Here is a 22,981-nt window from a genome sequence, read left to right as displayed (position 1 = left end):
TGGATAGACGAGCCTAAAGCAATATCTCCAAGAAGTCAGGAAGAGCAAAGCAGTGAGTGATTCAGCGGAAAATAGTGCGCAAGAATTGGCGGAGCAGGAGCGCCAAGCTGCCCGGCGGCTGGACATGTCTGGGTACCGAGTGCCCTTGTTCGCCGGATCACTCATCATCGTGGTCAGCTGGTTTCTGCCTTACACCGGTAACATCACTGGCCTAGATATCGCACTATTTTCACAGCGCTCTGTTGACTATGGCATCGCAGTGCCAGAACGCGCCTTTGTGTTGCTCTGTGCGCTGGGGCCAGCGGCGCTGACCTGGGCAGCATACTTTCTGAAGTCCACCCGGATTGCGCAGGTAGCGTGGTTCTTCTCCGGAATTTCGATGTTCTATTCCATCTTCGCAATCTGGATGCGACAGACCCGCGATCAAGGATACGGTCCGGGACCCGGGTTGATTGTGGCGGCTCTCGCCGTGTTGTTGGTGGTCTATGGCCTCTACAACGTAGTCACCCTGGTCAGCGATGAACAGGAAGAGATCGCAGCGCAGCGGCGTAAGCAAGTCGAGCTCGATCCCGTGGCTAAGGTGCAGCTTTCGAAGATGGCGGAGAACAAGAACGCCACCGGCGCGCCTATCGACGACCGCCGGGCACGCAGCGCGGAACGTCGCGCTGGGGCTGCCGGACAGGATCAGCAGCCTACTGACTAAGAGTTTTCAAGCTTGCGCTGCCACGCGCTGGCATAGCCCACCGGAACGCTGCCGAGTTTGCGATTGAGCGCAAGCATGGCAGCGTTTTCTGTTGCCACAGCGGTATACACTCGCTGCACGCTGGGGCAGGATTCCTGCAGGATGGCTAGGGCGCGGCGCTTTAGCGCTTCGCCGAGGCCCTGACCGCGATACTCGGGAAGCACATACGTCAAGCCCTGCACTGCAACCTCTGCGGAGAATCCCTCGTGGATCCAGACCTCGGACAACGCACAGACCTGCCCCGCTGGGGACAATGCTAGGGCATGGTAGTTTCTGGTGCCCAAGGAGCGAAAGTGCGAGGTCGCTTCCTGCAGTCGTGACTCATCCCACGGGGCTTCTTCGACGAGCAGCATTCCGAAGGGTTGATCGGCAGAGGCCTGCTGATACAGCGCAGCCACACTCGGCAGTAGCTCTTCCGGAAAGTCCTCGTTGGCAAAGCCTAAGGTTTTTGTGTCCGTCGTTTTCCCGGGGAGGGGGAGACTGAGCACACTTTCTACTTGGGTGAGTGCTTGTTCGAAGCCGCAGTCCTGGAAGAGCGGTGCCAGCGCATCATTAGTAGTCAGGCTGTGTTGTTGCCACAGCTGGAGCACCGTGCGCCCATAGCGCGGGGCAAGCGAGGCAGCTGCCTCCAGTAGGGCGCGCACGACCTCCGCTGCTTCCGCACCTGCTAAGTCTCCCGGGAGCGGTTGTAGCTCCACGTCGAGGACGATGGACAATTCCATGGTGTGGGTGTTGTCGGCGAGCGGGAGGTTGATAATCAGCCAACCAAGGGCCTCCGGGTCCGGCGTTGTTCCGGTGCAGGGCAGGAGCGGGATTGAGTTGCTGTCGGCTGCTGCTTGGCACAGCGGGCGTGCGGATTCCGGCAGCATGGCAAGGACTACTGTGCGGGCATGCGGCGAAGGGTTGGCGAGCGCGTCGAAGAGCTCGTTGACACCGCGTGAGGCATCGGTGTGGCCTGTGATTTCTTGCGCTGCGAAGTTGGCCATTAATGCCAAAGAGCGGAGCATATCCGCCGGCTCTTCGCTGGGATTGGGCTCCGCTAGTTGGGCTAAGAACATTTAGAGGTCTTCCACCGCGTTGACGGCTGCGTCGGCCCACTCCTGCCACTGGGCAGCTTGGGCACGCAGTTCTTCCGCTTTCTTGGTCTTGCCGGCAGCTGCAGCTGCGTCTGCCTGCGCGGTGAAGTCATTGACACGCTCGATGAACTGGGCAGCGCGGGCCTGTGCGGCTGGATCTGTGCGACGCCACTGAGCATCTGCTGCCTCTGCCACTAGCTTTTCCAAGGTGCCGATCTTTTCTTCGAATTCGCGAATGCGATTCTTGGGAACAAAACCGATGCCTTCCCACTTCTCCTGCAACTCGTGCAGCTTGCGACGGGCACCTTCAAGGTCCTTGTCAGGGGCTATGAGCGGGGTGTACTCGGCGATCAGCGCGTCTTTCGCTGCTGCGTTGTCCTGGAACTCGCGATCGCGTTCATCATTGACTGCGGAACGCGCATCGAAGAAGAAGTCCTGTGCGGCTTTGAAAGCATTCCACAGTTTGTCGTCGATCTCTCGCGGTGCACGGCCGGCAGCCTTCCACTCCGTCATCAGGTCACGGAAGGAACGGGCGGTTTCCGCCCAGTCCGTGGAGTCCTTGAGTTCTTCAGCCCGCGCAACGAGGGCCTCCTTGGCCTTGCGAGCGGCGGCGCGACCCCGATCCAACTCGGCGAAATGGGAGCCACGTCGCCGGTTGAAAGAGTCACGGGCGCGGGAGTAGCGCTTCCACAAGGCATCATCAGTCTTGCGATCAATGCCGCGGATACTCTTCCATTCCTCCAGGATCTCCCGGAGTCGGTCGCCAGCAACCTTCCACTCAGTGGAGCTGTCCCCAATGGTTTCGGCTTCGGTGGCGAGGGCCTCCTTGCGAGCAATGGCGTGCTCGCGAGCTTTTGCCTTGGCTTCCTTGGCAGCTTCACCGGCCTGCTCCGAAGAAGCGACGATTGCGTCTAGGCGCTCGTCAAGGGCAGCGATGTCTCCAATGACAGCGGCCTCCGGCAAGGTCTTCTTCAAGTCAGTGGCGGCCTGACGGATGTTCGTGGCATCGTCGGGATGAGCAATCAGGCGAGCTTCCAGAAGCTCAACCTCGGTTGCCAAGTCATCAAAACGCGTGCCGTAGTGAGCAAGACCCTCCGCAGGGGTGCCGGCCTGCCAAGAACCGATCAGCCGCTCGCCGGCAGAAGTCTTGACAAAAACATCACCGTTGTCCGCAATCCGACCCCACTTAGCTGGATCATTGGTGGTCACCGAAGTCGCAACAACTGGCACCACAGGTGGTGTTCCACCTTTCGCAGCCTGTGTTCCTGGGCGAGCACCCGGGCGTGGCCCAGGTCGAGGCCCAGGGCGTGGGCCAGGCTTTGGAGTTGGAGTTGTCATGGGAACGTCCTTCGGTGTCTTGCCGCGCGACACGGCTGCCAATAGAAACTTAGGTTTTCAGTTTAGCCGGTTAGTACCGGGCCCGCGCATACTCCACTAACAAAACGACTCCGCGCGCTAGAGTGATGAGGTGCCCGTCATATTTATGCCCTCTTCACCAGCGCTTGTGCCCGAGTTGGGGATCGGGGACGCAGATAGCGCCCGCCTACTGCGCAGCATCCGCGAGCTTATCGACGCCACCAGTGCTGCGTACCCGGTGACGTCGATAAGCCTGGTTGGTAGCAGGGACCCGCGCTCCTACACCGCCCACACCGGGCGCTTTCGAGCCTGGGGTGCCCCGCAGTGCAATGTCGGTGCGGGTAATCATCTGGCGGAACTTGTGCAGCGGTATGTGCTCAAAGGGTGCGAGCTGCCGATTACCGTCGGCGAGTCGGTTGCTATCACCACTGACACACTGGTGCTGTACGCACTCGATGGCCCGGCCGGATTGAGCGCAGCCGCGCCGCTGGCACTGCTGCCAGGCGCGCAGCAGCGTCACGAATGGTGTCTAAAGGTGCTGCGTGGAGGCGCAGTAGCGTGGCCGAGTTCTGCCGAGCTGCGGGCAGATGGAATAGTAGAGCCAGCAACCTGGCTCGCTTTGCGTGAATTGAAACCGGCACACGCCGAGGTAGTGGCAAGCTCCCAAGCTCACGGTGTGGGCCGGTACGTAGCCTGGTGGAAGGAATGACGATGAAGCCAATTGCAGTGGTGGGGCCTACCGCCTCCGGAAAATCAGCCCTAGGGGTTGCGTTAGCGCATCGCTTCGCTGGGGAGATCATCAATGTCGATTCCATGCAGCTGTACCGCGGCATGGATATCGGTACTGCCAAGCTGACGGTCGCAGAGCGAGAGGGCATCCCGCATCACATGCTTGATGTGTGGGACGTGACCGAGACCGCTTCTGTGGCTCGTTACCAACATGACGCCCTGGTCTGCGCGGAGGACATCATCGCCCGGGGTAAAACACCAATTCTCGTGGGCGGGTCGATGCTCTATTTGCAGTCGCTCGTAGATGACTGGCAGTTCCCGCCGACCGACCCGAGTGTGCGTGACAAGTATGAAAAACAACTGGCGGAAATTGGGCTAGCGGCCCTTCACGCAGAACTAGCAGCAGTGGACCCCGCCGCCGCAGCAATCATCGAGGACAATGATCCGCGCCGCACCGTCCGCGCGCTAGAGGTTATCGAGCTTACCGGGCAGCCTTTCGCTGCCAGCCAGCCACCGATCAACAAGCCACCGCGCTGGGGGCTTACCTTGCTAGGACTGCGCACTGAAAGCCAATGGCTCAATCCGCGCATCGAGCGGCGAACCACCATGATGTTCGAGCGCGGTTTGGTTGCAGAGGTGGACGCATTGCGTTCCCAGGGGCTGGTCTCGGATTCCACAGCAGGCCGCGCGATTGGATACGCGCAGGTGCTGGCAGCGCAAGAGGGGGAATTGTCTTGGGAAGAGGCCGTTGAGCGGACCATCACCGGCACCCGCCGCTATGTACGACGCCAACGGGCATGGTTCAACCGAGACAAAAGGACTCACTGGTTAGATGCTGCCGGGGATACCCTCAGCCAGGCGCTGCAAGTGCTGGAGAACGCGCCCGCTGCGATTGACTCAGACCGCGACTAATTCGTGCCGAGTTCGCGGGCCGCACGGCGCGCTGCGACCCAACTTTGTCGTAGCACTGCGGCGCGCTCGTCAGTGATTTCTAGCAGGTGCGCCGCCTGGTGCTGCGACATCGGTGCGGCCAGCCGGGCAGGTAAGCGGTGGAGGTATCGCTGCGCGTTGGCGTAGTCCTCGTGAAAGCTTGCGATCGCGGGTACGGTGCAGTCTTTATCCGCCAGCGCGGGCCGCAGTAGGGTGCGATCTGCGAGTTGCTCTGCGTCGGCACCGGTGCAGAATTCATCAAATTCATCCAGGACATCGGAAATGTCGCGAGCACTGAGTTCAATTGCAGCCAGTGTTGCGGAGAGCTCCCCGGCCCCAGCTCGACGTGAATAAGCATTAGCAAACAAGCCGAGGATAACCAAGGATAGAACGAGGCCCGGAACCTTGAGCAGCCAAATCAGAAGGAGGCAGACGGCTAAGACCGGCAGTAATAGCCAGACTGGCACAGCACTCAACCTCCTTCTGTATCAGAATGTGCCCAGGTTGCTAGCCATGGGCGTCGGCACGCTAGTGGCCGCCGCAACCACCGCCGCAACCACCGGAACCGCAACCGCCGTCGCCACCGCAGCCAGCGGGCGCCTTGATCTGCCCGGAGAGCAAGAAAGTGCCAGCAACCACGCTGCCATCGGCGGGAACCTCGCCGGCTGGCAGGCATACGTCGATATGGAATGGTGAGGTGGCCACAGCATGCAGGAACTGCTCACCAGTGAGCTCATTGGTGCGCAGGGCGGCGCCAAAGATCTCCACGGCGAGGATAGCGGAGGCATCAGGTAGGTCAGCAGAACCCGAATTGATGATCTCCGCGCCCTTGCTCCGGATCTCGCCCGGGGTGACACCTGCTGCCGAAGCTTCGGCTGCGGAAGAGTAGACAGTGGCATCCACTGCTAATGCGGAGAGCTGCAGCCGCTGCCACTCCTGGGTCGGCTCCTCTACGAGCAGTGGCCCCTGGGCGAGGTTAGCGGCGACGGAGACCTGGTGGTAGCCCTCGTCGTTAACAATGTCACACAGTGCCAGCACGTCATTGATCATGCTGACGTGTGCATCGTGTACTGAATCAGCCTTGAAGCCGGCGAAGGTGGTGAAGGGCTCGGCGGCCAAAATGAACATCTGGGCCCCGGAAGCATCCGTGAACTCAATGAGCTGGCCGTCGCGGACTTCGCCGATAACCTCGAGTTTCTTAGATGCGATGGCCGCTTCTACGGCATCTTGCCAACGATCGAATTTCATGCCGATACTCAAAAGATCACGTGTCATGACCTTAAGTCTAAACCGCTAGCCAAAGAGATAAGGACATACCCCGCCGGATGCGTATTAGCTGCAACAACCGTTGACATGACACAATGGAACGCAATGACGAATAACAATCACGAAGACCTACTCAGTGCCGCCTTTAAAGATCACCGGGAACCTGTTGCCGCGGTGGACGAAGGCGTGGATCTCACCGAGCTGATTCCGGTAGCGGAAGACGTTCCCACTGTGGGCGATCTAGACCTAGAAGCTCGTGACGCGCGTCGTAAGCTCACACGTGGCGGCCAGGTCCGAGACACGGAGCACCGCGAAGGCTACGACGTTGAGTACCGTAAGCTGCGCCTGGAACGCGTTGTCCTCGTCGGCGTATGGACAGAAGGTACGACGGCGGAGATTGAGGCCAACATGGCCGAACTTCGCGCTCTCGCGGAAACCGCCGGTTCCGAGGTCACCGATGTGCTGTACCAGAAGCGCGATAAGCCCGATTCCGGCACATACATCGGCTCGGGTAAGGTGCGCGAGCTGAAGGACATCATCGTTGCCACCGATTCGGACACCGTGATTTGTGATGGCGAGCTGAGCCCGAGTCAGTTGATCGCGCTCGAAGAGGCGCTGAACGTTAAGGTCATCGACCGCACGATGCTGATTCTGGATATCTTCGCGCAGCACGCCACCTCCAAAGAAGGCAAGGCGCAAGTCGCGCTGGCCCAGATGGAATACCTGATTAACCGGGTGCGAGGTTGGGGTGGCAATTTGTCCCGCCAGGCTGGTGGTCGTGCTGGTTCCAATGGAGGCGTTGGTTTGCGCGGTCCGGGTGAAACCAAAATTGAGGCTGACCGCCGTAGATTGCGCGCTGACATGTCACGGCTGCGTAAGGAGATCGTCTCCATGAAGACGACGCGTGAGACAAAGCGTTCACGCCGTCGTTCTAGCACCACACCCCAGATTGCTATCGCTGGGTATACCAACGCGGGCAAGTCCTCCCTAATTAACGCAATGACAGGCGCGGGCGTGTTGGTGGAGAACGCACTGTTTGCCACCCTTGACCCCACCACCCGTCGCGCTGAGCTTGCCGACGGCCGCACCGTTACTTTCACCGACACGGTCGGCTTCGTGCGCCATCTTCCGACATCCTTTGTGGAAGCCTTCCGTTCCACGCTCGAGGAGGTAGTGGACGCGGACCTCGTGTTGCACGTAGTCGATGGCAGCGATCCTTTCCCGTTGAAGCAGATCGAAGCTGTGAACGTCGTCATTACTGACATTGTTCGTGAGTCTGGCGTAGAAGCCCCACCTGAGATCATTGTGGTCAACAAGATCGATAAGGCGGATCCGCTGACCTTGGCAGAGCTGCGTCACTCCCTTGACCAGGCAGTCTTTGTCTCTGCTCAAAGCGGTGAGGGGATCCCGGAGCTGCAGGCACGCATCGAGCTTTTCCTAAACTCACTGGATGCACATGTGCATCTGCAGTTGCCGTTTACTCGCGGAGATGTTGTCGCTCGGCTGCATACTCAAGCCACTGTGCTGTCGGAAACCTACACCGAGTCGGGCACGCTTCTCGACGTCCGGCTCCCGCAATCCCTGGCCGCAGAGCTTTCCGAGTTCGTGGTGGAACCGGACCTGTAGCTAGCTCTCGTTTGGTTGATTGCCCACGCAGCACCCATAATGTTTAGACGTGAGCACACTAATGCGCTGGACCGTCCATGGTGACGGGAAAACTATCAACCCCGGGGCAGTAGTTGCGCCCGAAGAACGCCTCAGCTGGGGCCGCACCATTGGCATCGGCATGCAGCATGTTATCGCCATGTTTGGGGCAACGCTGCTGGTCCCAACTCTCACCGGATTCCCGGTCAACACTACGTTGTTGTTCTCAGGGCTGGGCACCATACTTTTCCTCCTGATCACCCGCAACCGCTTGCCGTCTTATCTCGGTAGTTCTTTCGCCTTCATCGCGCCGCTCATGGCAACGCAGGCTGAGGGGATCAGTGTTCAGATCGGCGGAGTTTTGGTCGCTGGCCTGACACTCTCTGCTATCGGCGTGGTGGTAAAGGTGGCCGGCAAGCGGGTCATCGATGCAGTTATGCCACCCACGGTTACCGGCGCAATCGTGGCATTGATTGGACTCAATCTGGCACCAACCGCTGCCAAGAACTTTGGGGATCAGCCCTTGGTTGCTGCGGTTACTCTGTGTGCGATCCTCGTTGCAACGGTCGCTGGCCGTGGCATGATCGCTCGGCTCGGAATTCTCATCGGTGTCATCACTGGCTGGGTGTTCGCAGCGGTGACCGGTAACCTTGCTGAGGGCACTGCTGAGACCATCCGGCAGGCGGCGTGGTTCGGCCTGCCGACTTTCCATAGCCCCGAGTTCAAGATCTCAGCCATTTTGGTCACCCTGCCGGTGATCATCGTGCTGGTGGCGGAAAACGTGGGTCACGTGAAGGCAGTGTCTGCTATGACCGGCCGCGACTTAGACGATCTCGCTGGCGATGCTCTGATCGCCGACGGGTTGGCTACAACTCTGGCCGGTGGCTTCGGCGGTTCTGGTACCACCACGTATGCAGAGAACGTCGGGGTGATGGCTGCAACCAAGGTCTATTCGACGGCAGCCTACTGGGTCGCTGCGCTCACCGCTATCATGTTGGCGTTCGTCCCAAAGTTCGGTGCGTTGATCTTCACCATCCCCATTGGGGTGCTGGGCGGCGCCACCATCGTTCTATACGGTTTGATTGGCATGCTCGGCGTGCGCATCTGGCAGGACAACCAAGTGAACTTCAATGATCCGGTTAACCTCACTGCCGCCGCTGTGGCTTTAGTCGCGGGCATCGGCAATCTCACCCTCACTGTGTTTGGCATCGAGTTGGAAGGCATCGCCTGGGGATCAGCAGGCATCATCGTGATCTATCCGATACTGCGCTGGCTGTATCTGCATATCGGGGAAGGCCGGCTCGCCGGACGCTTCAGCTAATAGTTGCTACATAAAAGAAATCCTAGGAACGATGCGGTTCCTAGGATTTCTTTTATGCTGTGGGACTACTCAGCGTCGAGGTCCTTGGCGATCAAAGCTGCGATCTTCTCTACAGCTTCGGCGTTTTCGGAGGAGACCACTACCTGGTCATCCTTCTCAGCGCCCATAGCCATGATCATCAGAGAAGAAGCAGCATCTGTTGGCTCTTCGTCATCCTCACCGACGAGCGCGAGATAGATATCCTCGTCGTACTCGCCAGCAGCTTCAGCGATGATGGTAGCCGGGCGAGCGTGGAGTCCAACGGCGGATCCAACGGTTACGGTGGTGGAGTGCATGTGCACGGTCCTTTCTATTGCGGGCGTTTGTCCGCAAGTGTAGTGAAAAACTTAAGGTTAAGCGTTAGCGGCGGCAACTGCTTTATTGGGCCAGAATTGCTTCATTGCCACAACTGCGACAGCTGAGACCAAGGAGCCAACGACGATCGCAAGTAGCCATGCCCATGCCGGGTTGATGGCGAACAAGACGAACAATCCGCCGTGTGGCGCATGAGATCCTGCGCTGAGCCCCATGGAGATGGCACCGGTGACTGCGCCACCGAGCATCATAGATGGGATTACCCGCAAGGGGTCCGCCGCCGCAAATGGGATGGCTCCTTCGGAGATGAAGGACAGGCCCAAGAGCCACGCGGACTTGCCGTTCTCCTGCTCGGCTGGGGTGAACAGTTGTTTCCGAACGAAGGTGGCCAGGGATAGCGCGATCGGTGGCACCATGCCGGCAGCCATGACAGCGGCCATGATCTCCAGTGAGGCTTGATCGCCGGTGGAAAGTCCGGCGGTGGCGAAGAGGTAGGCAGCCTTGTTCACAGGGCCACCCAGGTCGAAGCACATCATCAAACCGAGAACGATACCGAGGACGACGGCGGAGCTGCCTGCCATGCCACCAAGCCAGGTCTGCAGTCCTTCCATGATGGCGGCCAATGGGCGGCCCAGGAAGAGGAACATGACCAGGCCGACGGCCAGGGAGGTGAGCAACGGGATGATCACCACCGGCATCAGCGATTGGATGATGCGTGGCACCTTCCAGTTCTCGATCCAGTACGCGATCAGGCCCGCCATGATACCGGTGATCAAACCGCCGATGAATCCTGCGCCCAGCGTGACGGAGATGGCGCCGCCGACAAAGCCCGGTGCGATTCCAGGACGGCCAGCAAGTGCGTATGCGGTGTAGCCAGATAGCGCAGCGACGATGAACCCCATGGCCGCCTGGCCGGTGGCAAACAATACTGCGCCTAAGTAGAGGGCGAGGCCGGCGCGGCGGAATTCGGTGTCGACGCCGTCGATAGCTACGGTATGGCCCGGCAGGTTATTGAAGGAATAACCGGTGGCAATTTCCTTCCACCCCGAGGCCATGTCATAGTCGCCGATGAGGAAGCCAAGGGCCAATAGCAGGCCGCCGGCGGCGACAAAGGGCACCATGTAGGACACACCAGTCATCACAGCCTGCTGGATTCGCTTGCCCCAGCCGAGCTTGCTGGCGGATTCGCTGCTGTCTGTTGTAGCAGTGGTGCCACTGACGCGGTGGGCGTTCGGATTCTGAGCGGCGGCCACGGCCTCATCCAGCATCTTCTCTGGTTCATTGATGGCGCGCTTGACACCGGATTCGATGACAGGCTTACCGGCGAAGCGTTCGCGGTCTTTCACTCCCACGTCGGTGGCGAAGATGACGGCGTCGGCGCTTTCAATGACGTCGGCAGGCAGCGGGGTGACAGCGGAGGAACCTTGGGTTTCTACGTTGATCTCAACATCTTCACGCTTTCCGGCCGCCTGGGTGAGTGAATCCGCGGCCATATAAGTGTGAGCGATGCCAGTGGGGCAAGCAGTGATGGCGACGAGGCGAGTGACCTGCTTGTCGACGCCAGCGGCAGGGGCAGCTTTCGTTTCCTGCTGCTGTGGGTGCAGCACCTCATTTACCAGATCCACGATCTCAGCTTCAGTCTGAGCGGAGCGCAAGGTGGCGGCGAACTCATCTTTGACCAATGCACGTGCGAGGGTGGAAAGGATCTTCAGGTGTGCTTTCCCGCTGCCTTCAGGTGCAGCGATGAGAAAAATGAGGTCAGCGTCGCCGTCTGGGCCACCGAAATCAGCAGCTGGTTGAAGACGCGCGAAGGCCAACGTCGGTTCAGAAACCGCTGAGGTGCGGCAGTGGGGGATAGCAATGCGACCCCGGAAGCCAGTCGGGGATTTTGACTCGCGGGCTTCGGCATCAGCCTGCAATACCTCGGGCGCTGTAGTCCTGCCAGCGGTGGCGACGGTAGCTACGATGTTCTTGATCACGTCGCCGGCGGTAGTGCCGAAGTCTTGATCGAGGCTGACGAGCTCCGTGGAGATTACTTGAGCAGTCATTAGTTGGGTCCTTCTGAGTTAGGTTGACGGAAGGTCGAGGGGAAAGACGGTTACTTGGTTCAGTCGGAGGTCTTCCGGCGCAGGAATTTGGGTTCCAGGCAGGGAGGCGGCTGCTGAGCCATACGCCACGGCAGTGGCCAGGCAATCCTGGGGCGGAAGTCCATCACCATGCGCCATGACGAATCCCGCTAGGGAGCTATCGCCGGCACCTACAGTGGACACCGCCTCGGTCGGGGGCGGAGTCGCAGCCCAGGCACCATTCTCGGAAACCAGCACAGCGCCCGCCGCACCGAGGGTTACCAATACAAATTCCACGCCACGTTGGTTGAGTTTCCGGGCAGCGGTGACGACGGGGATGAAATTGCCTGCAGCGGCCTGTGCCTCCAGGTCTTCGCCGTCGACGCCTACCGCCTGGCCGAGCTCTTCGCCATTGGGCTTGATCACGTTGGGGCGAGCAAACTCTAGATTTTCCATCAACGCCTTAAGGGCGGCATCAGAGGTATCGATGGCAATCTTGGTTTCTGGGTTGACGGTACGGATGGCGTCGGCAAGCTGCGCATACCAATTCTTGGGGGCACCCGGTGGCAAGGAGCCGGCGAGCACCAACCAGTGGGCGGCTTCAGCTTTGAGGGCTAGGGTTTCCTCACAGTGCGCAACAACCGCTTCAGGCAGCGCTGGGCCCGGACCGTTAAGTTTGGTGGTTGCGCCGCCGGGCTCCGTGACGGTGGTGTTAGTTCTTACTCCGCTTTCGCTGGTGACGAATTGGTAGTTAACGCCCGTCTTTAGCAAGAGACGGATGAAGGGGTCATCCGCTGGAGCGGGGAAGACCGCCAGGGTGGCCTTTCCGGCGCGGTGGGCGGCAACACTGACATTGATGCCCTTACCGCCCGCTACATTGCTCACGCTGTGAAGGCGATGCACTGTGCCGCGCTTGAGTTCGGTATCGAGTTCGAGTGTGCAGTCGATACTGGGGTTAGCGGTGAAAGTAAGGATCATGAAACGACTACCTCAATTCCAATCGATTCGAGGCGGTCACGGTGATCCGGATCAATGCCCGAATCTGTGACCACGATGTTGATGTCTTCTAAGGTGCCAAAAGTGACGAGGTAGTCCTTCTGGAGTTTGGTTGAGTCACAGAGAACCATGACGTTGCGTGCGCCTTTGATCATCGCCGACTTCACTGCGGCCTCGGAAGGGTCTGGGGTTGAACAACCGTGGTCGGAAGAAAGTCCGTTAGTTCCCATCACTGCGAAGTCGGTCCGGAGGCGCTCGATTTCCAGCACCGTGTGGTCGCCCACTATCGCCCGCGTGATCGGGCGAATACGACCGCCCACCACGTGCACATTTGTCAGGCCAAATTCGGCAGTAAGGTTAGCCACCGGAATAGAGTTGGTGATCGCCGTTAACGGGGCAATGCCGTGAAGCTGACTTGCTGAAGCCATTTCACGGGCGAATTCAAGGGTGGTAGTACCGGCATCGATGCTGAGGCTAGAAATGCTGGTTTCAGCTGAAATGCGGTTCCACGCTGCCAACGCGATGCGGCGCTTTTGCTCCATGTTCACGAGTGCATTGGAACCATACTCAACTTCCACACCAGAGCTTGCGGTGGTTGACACTGCACCACCATGGACGCGGACCAGGCGACCACGGCTCTCCAGAGATTTGAGATCACGCCGGATGGTTTCCGGGGTGACGCCAAAGTGAGTGGCCAACTGGGACACGCTGACGTGGCCGGTGGTTTTAGTCGTATGGGATATTTCAGCTTGGCGCTCTGGTGCTGACAGCATGGTTGCCTCATTCTTTTGCAAGAACTCGAGCGGAAAGAACTCGGGCCAACAAAATGTGATCTGGACTAGCTCGCGGATTTCTTTGTGTTGTTCAGTACCAGCATATCTACGAACAGTGTTGGAATGTCAACAGATGTGACATGTGTTTCAAACATAAAACCACATGCGGGTGTTAGGATTAATCAAAGCTACTTCCTACCTCGTAGACGGGTGATATACGTGACCGAGCAGCAAGATAATTTGACAGTTCAAGGCACAGCGGTAGTTGGAGGCGTGCGATTCGCTCCAGCAGTGTGGATTGCACCACGCCCAGAGCTGCCGACCCCAGGGCAGCCAATTGCTGAGGACAGCCGCGCTGCGGAATTAGATCGCTTTACCGCCGCAGCGGACATCGTTGCAGGTCGCTTAGAAGAACGCGCTTCCCGTGTCTCGGGTAATGCTGCGGAAGTACTCAAGGCTACTGCCGGTATGGTTCGTGACCGCGGCTGGCGCAAGGCGGTTCGTAAGTCGACTGTCGCTGGCCAGTCAGCAGAATTCGCCGTGGTGGAAGCAACGGGCAAGTTTATTGAAATGTTCGAGAAAGCCGGCGGTCTGATGGCAGAACGCGTCACCGACCTGCGCGACATCCGGGACCGCGTCATTGCTGAACTCAAGGGCGAGCAGGAGCCCGGGCTACCACAGGTTGACGGGGAGGTGGTGCTTTTTGCTGACGATCTTTCGCCTGCGGATACCGCAGTGCTGGATACGGACAAATTCATTGCGTTGGTGACGCGCCTGGGCGGCCCGACCAGCCATACCGCGATCATTGCGCGCCAGCTGGGTGTGCCGTGTATTGTCGCCGCTGGCGATGGTCTGCAGGACATTGAATCAGGCGTGGCCGTGCTTGTTGACGGCACCCTCGGCACCGTGGTTACCGGGGTTGCGGAGGAAGAAGCCCGCCAACAAGTGGCGGAGTCCCAAGAGCGGGCAGCGAAGGTAGCTCAGTGGCGCGGTCCCGCTCAGACCAAGGACGGGCACCGCGTGCAGCTGTTGGCAAACGTTCAGGATGGCAACGCCGCCCGCATCGCAGCTGACTCCCAAGCAGAAGGAATTGGGCTTTTCCGCACCGAATTGTGCTTCCTTTCGGCGACCTCTGAGCCTTCTGTTGCTAACCAGGCTGAGGTATATCAGCGCGTTTTCGAAGCTTTCCCGACGTCGAAAGTCGTGGTCCGCACCCTCGACGCTGGTTCCGATAAGCCAGTTCCTTTCGCCTCTATGATGCATGAGGACAATCCAGCACTGGGCGTTCGCGGTTTGCGCATCGCCCGCAAGAACGAGGAAATGTTGAATCGTCAGCTGGATGCGATTGCGCTTGCCTCGCAGCAGGCCGGCCGCTCCGCCGATGCTCCTACCTGGGTGATGGCCCCTATGGTTGCCACTGCCTACGAAGCGAAATGGTTCGCTGGCCTGTGTCGGGAGCGTGGTCTGACTGCGGGGGCGATGATCGAAGTCCCAGCTGCCGCACTGATGGCAGATAAGCTGTTGCCGCATCTTGACTTCGTTTCTATCGGCACCAACGATCTCACCCAGTACACAATGGCAGCGGATCGACTCTCCCCAGAACTGGCCTACCTCACCGACCCATGGCAGCCGGCAGTGCTGCGGTTGATCCAACATACCTGTGAGGTGGCGAAGGTGACGCAGACTCCGGTTGGTGTTTGTGGTGAAGCAGCGGCTGATCCGCACCTTGCCTGCGTGCTCACCGGTTTGGGTGTCTCTTCGCTGTCTGCCGCAGCTACTTCTGTCGCTGGCGTTGGTGCGCAGCTGGCGGAAACCGACTTGGAGGTATGTGAAGCAGCGGCGAAAATTGCGCTTGATGCTTCGGGTGCCCAAGAGGCCAGAGCAGCGGTTGCGGAGCTCCTCGCAGGTTAAAGCTCGCGCACGCTGACGTGTTCCGGCGCTAGGACATCTGGGGTCGGGACAGCGCGTTGGGCGTCGCCTATCGGTGCGTTTGCGTAGGCCAGCGCCGAGGTCAGGGCGGCGACGGGGTCCTTCTCCACGTCTTTGAGCAGCGCGCCCGCAAGGGCGGCGTCTATCCAAGGCAGCCACTGCTTACCGGGTGTGCCACTGTAGGCGCCTGCGTATCGACGCCCACGGGAAAACAATTCAAAGTCGCCCCGATCCCAGCACATGAGGATGTGGGGGACTTCGGCGTCGAGAAGCGTGGTGAACCATTCATCGACGCTGGAGCGCTCAGTCACGCTGGTGCCATCAATGACCAGGAAGTCTGGCTTGGTGGTGTATACCTGCCGCAATACCGCATGTAAAGCCTGATTCGAGGTGGAGACGGCAATTTTGGTGTTGCGATGGTACAGGCGCAAGGCGCGAATAATATCTACGTACCAGGTGGCATCGGCAATGTCCGGTAGCACGCCCGCTAGGACAACCCATTCGGCTGTTTCTGCCTGCGTCACGCACAAGTCGCGCAGCATGGCCAGCTGGGCAACGTTGAGGTGCATCGGGGGATCGACGAACTGCAGTAGTTGTCCATCCGGCGCATCGATCAGGTAGCGCACTGGCACGGGGCCTGGGACATCCACTAGGTCGAACGGTAGGCCAAACAGCTGCAGCATTCGGCTGAATTGGCTCACTTCCGGGGCGGGGGCGATCACGGAGGTTTCCGCGCCGGCACAATACAGGGCCTGAGCAACGTTGACGCCACCGCCGGCGGGTACGATCGCAACCTCGGTCAGCTTGTTGACCTCTGTCCACGACAGCTCAGATTGCAGGTGGGAGGTCCGGAACAATTCGGGGGTCGTGGCAACGGTAAGGATCATGATGCGATGATTACCTGAATTTCGCGTTCACGCAAGGCATCGACGAAAGATTGTGGGGCCCCGGAATCCGTAATCACAACGTCGATGTCGTCGATTCCCGCGAAACTGACCAAATAATCATTACCCAACTTGGTGGAGTCACACAGCACAACTACTTGCTGCGCGTTGGTGATCATTGCCCGCTTGACCGCGGCTTCTTGGGAGTCTGCAGTAGACAGTCCGTGATCGAGGGTGAGTGCGTTTGTGCCGATGAAAGCGACATCGGCGCGCATGAGAGCGAGGGTGCGTAGCGCAGTATCGCCGACGACTGCCTGGGTGATCGCACGTACTGTGCCGCCGAGAAGTTGAACTTCATCGATGCCTGAATTAGCTAGATTCAGCGCAATGGAGAGGCAGTTGGTAACGATTGACCAATGGCGCGCACTGGGATGATCCACAATGAGTTCAGCGAGCGCGGATACCGTCGTACCGGCATCAAGAAAAATTCCCCCGTTGCGGGAGGGGAGGAAATCGAGCGCGGTGCGGGAAATGGCGGTTTTGGCGCTAGAGGCAGACTTGTAGCGAGTGTCCAGGCTGAACTCTGTAGTTAGAAAGCTCTGTGTAGCTACAGCGCCACCGTGCACGCGGTGAATAATGCCGTCTTGAGCCAGTACGGCGAGATCGCGACGCACAGTTTCCGCAGTGACATCAAACCGTTGTGCTAACTCGGTCACGTTGACGCGGCCCTCGATAGCAGTCAGCGAGGCTATCTGGCGTCGGCGCTCTTCTGCATACAAAATGGGACTCCTTGGTTGGGGGGTGAACACGTGAAGCGGGATATCACGTGTCCCGCGGCTTCGTCTGGGGTGTGACGAAACACGTTGCAAACTCCATATAGTGTCCCACAAAACCAATGTCCGATCGGGCGTACCGGACATATCCCACAGTGAAGAGCTCCGTCTGACCCCCTAAACGTGGTTAAAAACCGGTCATGTTGGTGGGGTTAACCGCATTAAGGCTTGCTTAAGGGGTGTAATGCCTGCATATTACAGCTTTCGTAGCACGGAGACGACCTTGCCCATGATCTGCGCGGTTTCGCCGGGGATAGGCGCGAACGCATCGTTGTGAGGTAGCAGCCAGATGCCGGTGGAGTCTCGATGGAACTCTTTAACCGTTGCTTCTCCATCGAGCATCGCAGCGACGAATTCACCCTCTTCGGCAACGGGCTGGGAACGGATGACCACCCAGTCGCCGTCTAGGATGCCTGCATCCTTCATGGATAGTCCCACTACCTGCAACATGAAAAGCTCGCCGTCCCCGACGATTTCTGCAGGAAGGGGGAAGTAATCCTCGACGTTTTGCTCCGCCAAAATCGGGTTACCGGCGGCGATGCTCCCTACGACAGGAATGAAATGGGCGGGGGAAGCAGACTCTGGCTTGCCGGCCTTAGCTGACTTGGGGCCAGGCTTTGGCCCCGCCTTTGGCTTATCCATGCCCGGCATGATGCGGACATCCACTGCGCGGGGCTTGTTGGGGTCGCGCCGCAAGTAGCCCTTTTCCTCGAGTTGACGCAACTGATAAGCCACGGAAGAAGTCGACTGCAAGTCGACGGCATCGCCAATCTCGCGGATGCTTGGTGGATAGCCGCGCAACACCACTGCATCGCGGATTACTTCAAGGATGCGGCGTTGCCGGTCTGTGAGCTTGGGTTGCGGGGAGTTGCGCTTAGTGGGGGCCATGTCTGTTTAATCTCCTGCGAATCTTTGGGGCGAATAGACGAACGTGTTCGAAAACGTGCGAAATTGCATGCAGCCCCAGTGTTCTAGAGCTAGTTCGATCATAACAAGAAAAGTCCGGGTAGCACAGCTTTCCTGGCGGGAAATACTGAACAATTTCGAAAATATGGGCCAAAGCTAGACATTCGAACATAACCGTGCTAAAAATCGAACATAGCAACTAAATTCGAACATGTGAACGAGGTCTAAGAGTTGCTGTCCGAACCCTTCACTAGCTTTTAGACCACAACACCTCAACTTTTTAAAAGGAACCGCTATGACCATGATCTCAGCACGCACAGCAAATTACTCACCGCAGCGCTCTTTGGGTGGTGGGGTAGTACCGCCAGCAGCAACATGGAACGGAGAGTATTCTCGCCCCGGCGTCCAGGTTCGTACTCGCTACACCGTCCAACACCGGGCGACCTGCGCTTCACATGCTGACCATCCGCGGACGTCACCTCGGGATATGCGACGAGCAAAGAGACAGGAGTCTCTTGCGCAGATTGCTTTGGGGGGAATCTTAGGGTTGGCCGCGGTGATCGGCATGGTTATGGCGGAACCGGCCGTGGAGCAGCCCTATACGGAAACTACTGTTGCTACCCAGTTGGCAACTGTCCAGGCCAAGTAGCGCCTCTAAGTTCGAATTCCGAAGAAGTGCTGGCTAGGATTGTTGACGCACGCTTCCGGCTTACTGGCGTGTGAAGCAAAATGATCACCTATCTGGGCTGGAGTGCACTGTGTATTGTCCGTTTTGCCACAACAACAACTCGCGCGTGATTGATTCGCGTGTGATTGACGCCGGGGCTGCTATTCGGAGACGGCGCGAGTGCGCCAATTGCGAGGGACGCTTCACTACAGTGGAAAAGGCCGTCCTTCTGGTGATCAAAAGGAATGGCGTCACAGAACCCTTCAGCCGCGAAAAAGTTATCCTCGGTGTTCGACGTGCCTGCCAGGGGCGCGACGTCTCCGATGACGCGCTGAAGCGACTCGCCCAAGAAGTCGAAGAATCAGTACGTAGCCATGGCAGCAGCCAAATCAACGCAAACGATATCGGATTGGCGATCCTGGAACCACTGCGTGAACTCGACGAGGTGGCCTATTTGCGCTTTGCCTCGGTGTACAAATCCTTTGATAGCGCTGACGATTTCGAATCCGAGATCCGGTTGATGCGCCGTAGAGCGCGGCAGGAAGACTAGCGAAGCACAGTCGCACCAGCGCTGCTCAGCGCAACTTCATGATGGCCTTCTCGATGCGTCTTGCGGATACGGGATGAGCGGTTCCCAGTTGTTGAGCGAAGAGGCTCACCCGCAACTCCTGCAGCATCCAAGAGATATCCTTGGCCTCTTTAGTTTTATCGCGACCAATAGGAAGAGCCGCCAGCTTCTTGGCAAGCTGGGCTTCGCACTGCGCGACTTGTTCCTGCAGCATGGCATCCCGATCCGGGTCCCGATCCATGTCATCGAGTCGCTGAAGCATCGCCTTCATATAGCGTGGCAGATGCTTGAGCCTGGCAACACCATGAACGCTCAGTGCGTTCTGTGGCAAGAGGAAAGCAAGCTGGGCCCGCATGTCATCGATCGCTTCGCCAGTCCATCCTGCGATTTCCTCATCGACGCTGATGAAATCCACGAGTGCAGGCGCTAGTGCGACGATCTGTTGTCGTACCCGGCCCGGAACCTCAGGCTTGATCGTAGCAACCAGTTGCTCGAACTCTTCTGGAGAGCGCACTGGGCCCCCGTGCTCAAACATCAAATCGCGTACCGCGGCTACGCGCGCATCATCAATCAGCCCGGGAAGTTGCCCGTGCGGATAGTTGTCTACAGCCACGCGTTGTTTGAGCGGCAGTCCGTTCGCCATGTTCTTGCCTGGTACCGGAATTTCGCGCAGTAGGAGAGTAAGCGTGGAGGTAATCATTGCCCGTTGTGCGTCTGCCTCGGTTGGCATCGCTTCGATAGCTACGCCCTGCTTAGTTACCACTAGTGCCGGGTAAGCGACGACGTTCTGGCCATCGATACGCGTCACTACTTGGTCGGCGATTGTGCCGTGTTCGGTGGTGCTCCACTTCGCCGCTGGTGGTGCGACTTGCTGGCCCCGACGCGCTGCTTTACTGACAGAATTGCGGATTTTGCCAGCGCATCGCTGTTTGAGCTCGGAAAGATTCTTGTCTGAATCAATGATCGTGCCGCGCTTATCGACGGCAGCGAACGTCATCCGCAGATGCGCAGGCAATTTCGATTCGCTGAAATCTCCCGGGTTGATACCCACCGCGCCGAAGCCACGGAGAATCTCCGCGAGCTGCGTCGCAATTCTTCCAAAATAGGGTTTGAGTTCAGGCAGCGCCCTAGCCGCGAAGTCTGGTGCCGGGATCACAGTGCGGCGCAGCGGCTTCGGCAGGGAACGAATGAGTTCTGTGAGCAGCTCTAGGCGCAGTCCGGGGACTAGCCAGTCAAAACCCTCCGGGCTGACACCGGCGAGCAGTGGCACCGGGATCTTCACTGTGACGCCGTCGAAGGGATGGCCGGGTTCAAAGTGGTATTCCAGATCGAAGGCAAGTGAGCCCTGTTGCCACGTGTCCGGGAACTGCTCTTCCTGCACTTCAGCAGCACCCGCGGCTAAGAGCTTCTCCGGGTCAAAGTCGAGGAGCGTAGGATCCTGCTGGCGCGCCTTCTTCCACCAGGAATCGAAGTGGCGGGCGGTAGTGATTGATTCTGGTAGTCGGGAGTCGTAGAAGCCGAAGAGTGCCTCCTCGTCGACTAAGAGGTCACGGCGCCGCGTTTTTTCTTCTAGACGGGCAGCCTCGGAGAGTTTTGCCGAGTTGTCGTGGAAGAACTTATGGTGGGTGGACCAATTGCCCTCCACCAGGGCATTGCGAATGAACATTTCGCGGGCAGCGACGGCGTCGACGCGGTGATAGGGCACCAGTTTATCGACGACGATCGTCACACCGAACAGTGTGGACTTTTGGTACACCATTGCTGCGCCGCGTTTGGTGGACCAATGTGGCTCCGAATACTGGTGCTTGAGCAAGTCCGCCGCCAGGGTTTCCACCCAGCGTGGGTCGATCTTCGCCACGTCTCGCGCCCACAGTCGCGAAGTGTCCACAAGTTCAGCAGCCATGACAAACTCAGGCGGCTTCTTCGCAAGTGCTGATCCGGGAAACACCATGAACTTGGCGCCGCGGGCCCCAAAGAACTCCCTGGTATCGCCCTCGCGCTGACCTATGTGGGAAAGCAACCCTGCCAATAGCGATTGGTGCAAGGCATCGTCGTTGCGGGCGGTGACCTCTGTGGTCGCCAGGCCTGCGCTTTTGAATCCGATGTCCTTGCTAATGCCACGTAGTTGGCGGACCAGATCCTGCCACTCCCGGATACGCAGGTAGTGGAGGAATTCCTTCTGGACACGTTTCCTGAATTGGTTCCCTGATAGCTCTTGGCTGAGTTCCTGGAGGTAGTCCCAGAGCTTGAGGTAGCTCAGGAAATCGCTATCGGTGTCTTTGAATCGGGCATGTTGCTGGTCAGCCTGTGCTTGGTGGTCTAGCGGGCGTTCGCGCACATCTTGAATGGTCAGCGCTGCAACCACGATGATGGCAGCGTCGAGGCAACCGTTGCGGTGTGCCTCCACCAGCATGCGGGCCATACGCGGATCAACCGGGATTTGGGCGATTTGCTTGCCGATGTCGCTGAGCTGGGGTGCCCCATTTTCTTCACCTTGACTGATAGCACCCAGCTCATGGAGTAGCATCAGCCCATCGCGAATCGCCTTGTGGTCGGGATGCTGTACGAAGGGGAAGTCTGCTATGTCACCCAAGCGCAGTGCGGCCATACGCAAGATGACGCTAGCAAGGTTAGTGCGCAGGATCTCGGGATCCGTAAATTCGGGGCGGGAGAGGAAGTCTTCCTCCGAATACAGGCGGATCGCGATGCCATCAGCTACACGCCCACAACGGCCGGAACGCTGGTTGGCGCTGGCCTGTGAGATGGGTTCAATGGGCAGCCGCTGCACCTTGGTTCTGGTGGAGTAACGGGAAATGCGCGCCAGGCCAGTATCGATGACGTAATGGATACCGGGAACAGTCAGCGAGGTTTCTGCGATGTTCGTCGCAAGGACAATGCGACGCCGAGAATGCGGTGCAAAGACGCGATGTTGCTCTTCGTTGGATAGGCGACCAAAAAGTGGCACCACATCGACGCCCTTGAAGCGACGCTTATCGATCACTTCCATCGCATCGCGAATGTCTCGCTCGCCCGAGAAGAAGCACAAGATGTCGCCGGAACCTTCGGCCATTAGCTCCTCAATGGCAAAAAGGAGGCCGTCTAGGGGATCTATATCCACTGTTTTGTCGGATACCTCGGCAATAAGCGGGCGATAGCGCACCTCGACGGGATAAGTGCGTCCGGAAACCTCAATGATGGGGGCCGGATCCCCGGCAGCGTCGCAGAAGTGCTCGGCAAAGCGCTCTGGATCGATGGTGGCAGAGGTGATAATGACTTTTAGATCAGGGCGCTGCGGCAGCAAAGTCTTAAGATAGCCGAGCAGGAAGTCAATGTTGAGCGAGCGTTCATGAGCTTCGTCGATGATGATCGTGTCGTAGGCGAGTAGCTTGCGGTCGCGCTGCATTTCCGCGAGCAAAATGCCATCAGTCATCAATTTGACGGCCGTCTGGTCACCCACCCGATCGTCGAAACGAATCGCGTAGCCGACGGATTCGCCGATGTCTTGACCCAGCTCGCTGGCGATGCGCTCCGCGACTGTGCGAGCCGCTAAACGACGCGGTTGGGTGTGTCCAATGAGACCGCGCACGCCTCTGCCGAGCTCCAAGCAGATTTTTGGAATCTGGGTGGTTTTACCCGACCCCGTCTCACCGGCGATGATGACGACCTGATGTTGCGCAATGAGTTCCGCAATATCGCCCTTTCGTGCGCTTACCGGCAAGGCTTCCGGATAGGAAACCTCGGGAATGGTGGCGCGCCGTGCCGCCAGACGCACCGCAGCAGCTGCAATATCTGCGCCGATTGCGGTGAGGGCCTTAGGGGAGCGGGCCTTTGCTAGTCGACGTCGGAACGCTGCGCTGTCTTTGATGCTGAGGGAGTCGAGCCGCTGATACAGCTCGCGCTTGCTAGGCGCCGCGGGCGAAGTTTCTGGGGTACTCATAACT

At 58.8% G+C, this 22,981-nt stretch carries 20 protein-coding genes; 8 read left to right on the top strand and 12 right to left on the bottom strand.

The features are described from left to right. Positions 1-52 precede the first annotated feature (52 nt). Positions 53-703, top strand: coding sequence for an Rv2732c family membrane protein (locus WG936_RS01335; RefSeq protein ID WP_339571904.1), 651 nt, complete (start codon positions 53-55; stop codon positions 701-703). On the opposite strand, the gene WG936_RS01330 is transcribed toward WG936_RS01335, so the two are convergent. Continuing rightward, positions 700-1,800: a GNAT family N-acetyltransferase gene (locus WG936_RS01330; protein ID WP_339571903.1), complete on the bottom strand. Its 1,101-nt coding sequence runs from the start codon at positions 1,798-1,800 to the stop codon at positions 700-702. The two genes, WG936_RS01335 and WG936_RS01330, sit on opposite strands and share 4 nt — an antisense overlap. Further along, positions 1,801-3,156 carry a DUF349 domain-containing protein gene (locus tag WG936_RS01325; RefSeq protein WP_339571902.1) on the bottom strand — a complete coding sequence of 452 codons (1,356 nt, stop codon included), beginning with the start codon at positions 3,154-3,156 and terminating at the stop codon, positions 1,801-1,803. A gap of 145 nt (positions 3,157-3,301) precedes the next feature. Here WG936_RS01325 and WG936_RS01320 point away from each other — a divergent pair, with 145 nt between their 5' ends. Both WG936_RS01320 and miaA read left to right on the top strand, forming a co-directional pair. Further along, on the top strand, positions 3,302-3,883 hold the full coding sequence (locus WG936_RS01320) for a hypothetical protein (protein ID WP_339571901.1): 582 nt from the start codon (positions 3,302-3,304) through the stop codon (positions 3,881-3,883). Between the two features lie 2 nt (positions 3,884-3,885). Next, positions 3,886-4,815 carry a tRNA (adenosine(37)-N6)-dimethylallyltransferase MiaA gene (gene miaA / locus WG936_RS01315; protein WP_339571900.1) on the top strand — a complete coding sequence of 310 codons (930 nt, stop codon included), beginning with the start codon at positions 3,886-3,888 and terminating at the stop codon, positions 4,813-4,815. Here the strand turns inward: miaA and WG936_RS01310 are convergent. Together WG936_RS01310 and WG936_RS01305 are read right to left on the bottom strand one after the other, a co-directional pair. Continuing rightward, positions 4,812-5,300 (bottom strand): hypothetical protein, encoded by a 489-nt coding sequence (locus tag WG936_RS01310; RefSeq protein ID WP_339563396.1) that lies wholly within the window; start codon positions 5,298-5,300, stop codon positions 4,812-4,814. The genes miaA and WG936_RS01310 overlap by 4 nt on opposite strands. Positions 5,301-5,361: 61 nt before the next feature. After that, a complete protein-coding gene (locus WG936_RS01305) occupies positions 5,362-6,108 on the bottom strand; it encodes a hypothetical protein (RefSeq protein ID WP_339563397.1) in 747 nt (248 codons plus the stop codon). Between the two features lie 96 nt (positions 6,109-6,204). On the opposite strand from WG936_RS01305, the gene hflX reads away from it, so the two are divergent. Then, positions 6,205-7,725, top strand: a complete 1,521-nt coding sequence (hflX, locus tag WG936_RS01300) for a GTPase HflX (protein ID WP_445227748.1) — start codon at positions 6,205-6,207, stop codon at positions 7,723-7,725. Between the two features lie 61 nt (positions 7,726-7,786). After that, positions 7,787-9,064 carry a uracil-xanthine permease family protein gene (locus WG936_RS01295; RefSeq protein WP_339572025.1) on the top strand — a complete coding sequence of 426 codons (1,278 nt, stop codon included), beginning with the start codon at positions 7,787-7,789 and terminating at the stop codon, positions 9,062-9,064. Between the two features lie 65 nt (positions 9,065-9,129). On the opposite strand, the gene WG936_RS01290 is transcribed toward WG936_RS01295, so the two are convergent. From WG936_RS01290 to WG936_RS01275, 4 genes are read right to left on the bottom strand one after another with little or no spacing between them, the layout of a single operon-like run. Beyond that, positions 9,130-9,399: an HPr family phosphocarrier protein gene (locus WG936_RS01290; protein WP_339563399.1), complete on the bottom strand. Its 270-nt coding sequence runs from the start codon at positions 9,397-9,399 to the stop codon at positions 9,130-9,132. Positions 9,400-9,456: 57 nt separating this feature from the next. After that, positions 9,457-11,466: a PTS fructose transporter subunit IIABC gene (locus tag WG936_RS01285; protein ID WP_339571899.1), complete on the bottom strand. Its 2,010-nt coding sequence runs from the start codon at positions 11,464-11,466 to the stop codon at positions 9,457-9,459. A gap of 18 nt (positions 11,467-11,484) precedes the next feature. Beyond that, positions 11,485-12,462: a 1-phosphofructokinase family hexose kinase gene (locus WG936_RS01280; protein WP_339563401.1), complete on the bottom strand. Its 978-nt coding sequence runs from the start codon at positions 12,460-12,462 to the stop codon at positions 11,485-11,487. Further along, positions 12,459-13,274: a DeoR/GlpR family DNA-binding transcription regulator gene (locus tag WG936_RS01275; RefSeq protein ID WP_339571898.1), complete on the bottom strand. Its 816-nt coding sequence runs from the start codon at positions 13,272-13,274 to the stop codon at positions 12,459-12,461. Before WG936_RS01275 ends, WG936_RS01280 begins: the two co-directional genes overlap by 4 nt. A gap of 198 nt (positions 13,275-13,472) precedes the next feature. On the opposite strand from WG936_RS01275, the gene ptsP reads away from it, so the two are divergent. Further along, on the top strand, positions 13,473-15,164 hold the full coding sequence (ptsP, locus tag WG936_RS01270) for a phosphoenolpyruvate--protein phosphotransferase (protein WP_339571897.1): 1,692 nt from the start codon (positions 13,473-13,475) through the stop codon (positions 15,162-15,164). On the opposite strand, the gene WG936_RS01265 is transcribed toward ptsP, so the two are convergent. The 3 genes from WG936_RS01265 to lexA all read right to left on the bottom strand — a co-directional run bounded on the left by WG936_RS01265 (position 15,161) and on the right by lexA (position 17,787). Then, the gene (locus tag WG936_RS01265) at positions 15,161-16,069 is read right to left on the bottom strand and encodes a hypothetical protein (protein ID WP_339571896.1); all 909 of its coding nucleotides are present in this window, start codon (positions 16,067-16,069) and stop codon (positions 15,161-15,163) included. The two genes, ptsP and WG936_RS01265, sit on opposite strands and share 4 nt — an antisense overlap. Further along, positions 16,066-16,845: a DeoR/GlpR family DNA-binding transcription regulator gene (locus tag WG936_RS01260; protein ID WP_339563405.1), complete on the bottom strand. Its 780-nt coding sequence runs from the start codon at positions 16,843-16,845 to the stop codon at positions 16,066-16,068. The genes WG936_RS01265 and WG936_RS01260 overlap by 4 nt, the downstream gene beginning before the upstream one ends. A gap of 249 nt (positions 16,846-17,094) precedes the next feature. After that, entirely contained in the window at positions 17,095-17,787 is a 693-nt protein-coding gene (gene lexA / locus WG936_RS01255) for a transcriptional repressor LexA (protein WP_339571895.1), read from the bottom strand. Positions 17,788-18,100: 313 nt separating this feature from the next. Between lexA and WG936_RS01250 the strand changes: the two genes are divergently transcribed. Together WG936_RS01250 and nrdR are read left to right on the top strand one after the other, a co-directional pair. Next, positions 18,101-18,454: a hypothetical protein gene (locus WG936_RS01250; protein ID WP_339563407.1), complete on the top strand. Its 354-nt coding sequence runs from the start codon at positions 18,101-18,103 to the stop codon at positions 18,452-18,454. A gap of 109 nt (positions 18,455-18,563) precedes the next feature. After that, positions 18,564-19,022, top strand: a complete 459-nt coding sequence (gene nrdR, locus WG936_RS01245) for a transcriptional regulator NrdR (protein WP_339563408.1) — start codon at positions 18,564-18,566, stop codon at positions 19,020-19,022. A 25-nt stretch (positions 19,023-19,047) separates the two neighbouring features. Here nrdR and hrpA read toward each other — a convergent pair whose 3' ends face one another. Beyond that, on the bottom strand, positions 19,048-22,977 hold the full coding sequence (gene hrpA / locus WG936_RS01240) for an ATP-dependent RNA helicase HrpA (RefSeq protein ID WP_339571894.1): 3,930 nt from the start codon (positions 22,975-22,977) through the stop codon (positions 19,048-19,050). Positions 22,978-22,981: the final 4 nt, after the last annotated feature.

This window comes from Corynebacterium sp. H127, from assembly GCF_037482665.1.
Classification (GTDB): domain Bacteria; phylum Actinomycetota; class Actinomycetes; order Mycobacteriales; family Mycobacteriaceae; genus Corynebacterium.
This window is presented reverse-complemented; position numbering and strand designations above follow the sequence as displayed.

Bases quoted from the DNA above. Each gene is read 5' to 3' on its own strand.
- WG936_RS01330 (WP_339571903.1), bottom strand. From the start codon at position 1,800: ATGTTCTTAGCCCAACTAGCGGAGCCCAATCCCAGCGAAGAGCCGGCG.
- WG936_RS01325 (WP_339571902.1), bottom strand. From the start codon at position 3,156: ATGACAACTCCAACTCCAAAGCCTGGCCCACGCCCTGGGCCTCGACCT.
- WG936_RS01320 (WP_339571901.1), top strand. From the start codon at position 3,302: ATGCCCTCTTCACCAGCGCTTGTGCCCGAGTTGGGGATCGGGGACGCA.
- miaA (WP_339571900.1), top strand. From the start codon at position 3,886: ATGAAGCCAATTGCAGTGGTGGGGCCTACCGCCTCCGGAAAATCAGCC.
- WG936_RS01305 (WP_339563397.1), bottom strand. From the start codon at position 6,108: ATGACACGTGATCTTTTGAGTATCGGCATGAAATTCGATCGTTGGCAA.
- hflX (WP_445227748.1), top strand. From the start codon at position 6,205: ATGACGAATAACAATCACGAAGACCTACTCAGTGCCGCCTTTAAAGAT.
- WG936_RS01295 (WP_339572025.1), top strand. From the start codon at position 7,787: ATGCGCTGGACCGTCCATGGTGACGGGAAAACTATCAACCCCGGGGCA.
- WG936_RS01290 (WP_339563399.1), bottom strand. From the start codon at position 9,399: ATGCACTCCACCACCGTAACCGTTGGATCCGCCGTTGGACTCCACGCT.
- WG936_RS01285 (WP_339571899.1), bottom strand. From the start codon at position 11,466: ATGACTGCTCAAGTAATCTCCACGGAGCTCGTCAGCCTCGATCAAGAC.
- WG936_RS01280 (WP_339563401.1), bottom strand. From the start codon at position 12,462: ATGATCCTTACTTTCACCGCTAACCCCAGTATCGACTGCACACTCGAA.
- WG936_RS01265 (WP_339571896.1), bottom strand. From the start codon at position 16,069: ATGATCCTTACCGTTGCCACGACCCCCGAATTGTTCCGGACCTCCCAC.
- lexA (WP_339571895.1), bottom strand. From the start codon at position 17,787: ATGGCCCCCACTAAGCGCAACTCCCCGCAACCCAAGCTCACAGACCGG.
- WG936_RS01250 (WP_339563407.1), top strand. From the start codon at position 18,101: ATGACCATGATCTCAGCACGCACAGCAAATTACTCACCGCAGCGCTCT.
- hrpA (WP_339571894.1), bottom strand. From the start codon at position 22,977: ATGAGTACCCCAGAAACTTCGCCCGCGGCGCCTAGCAAGCGCGAGCTG.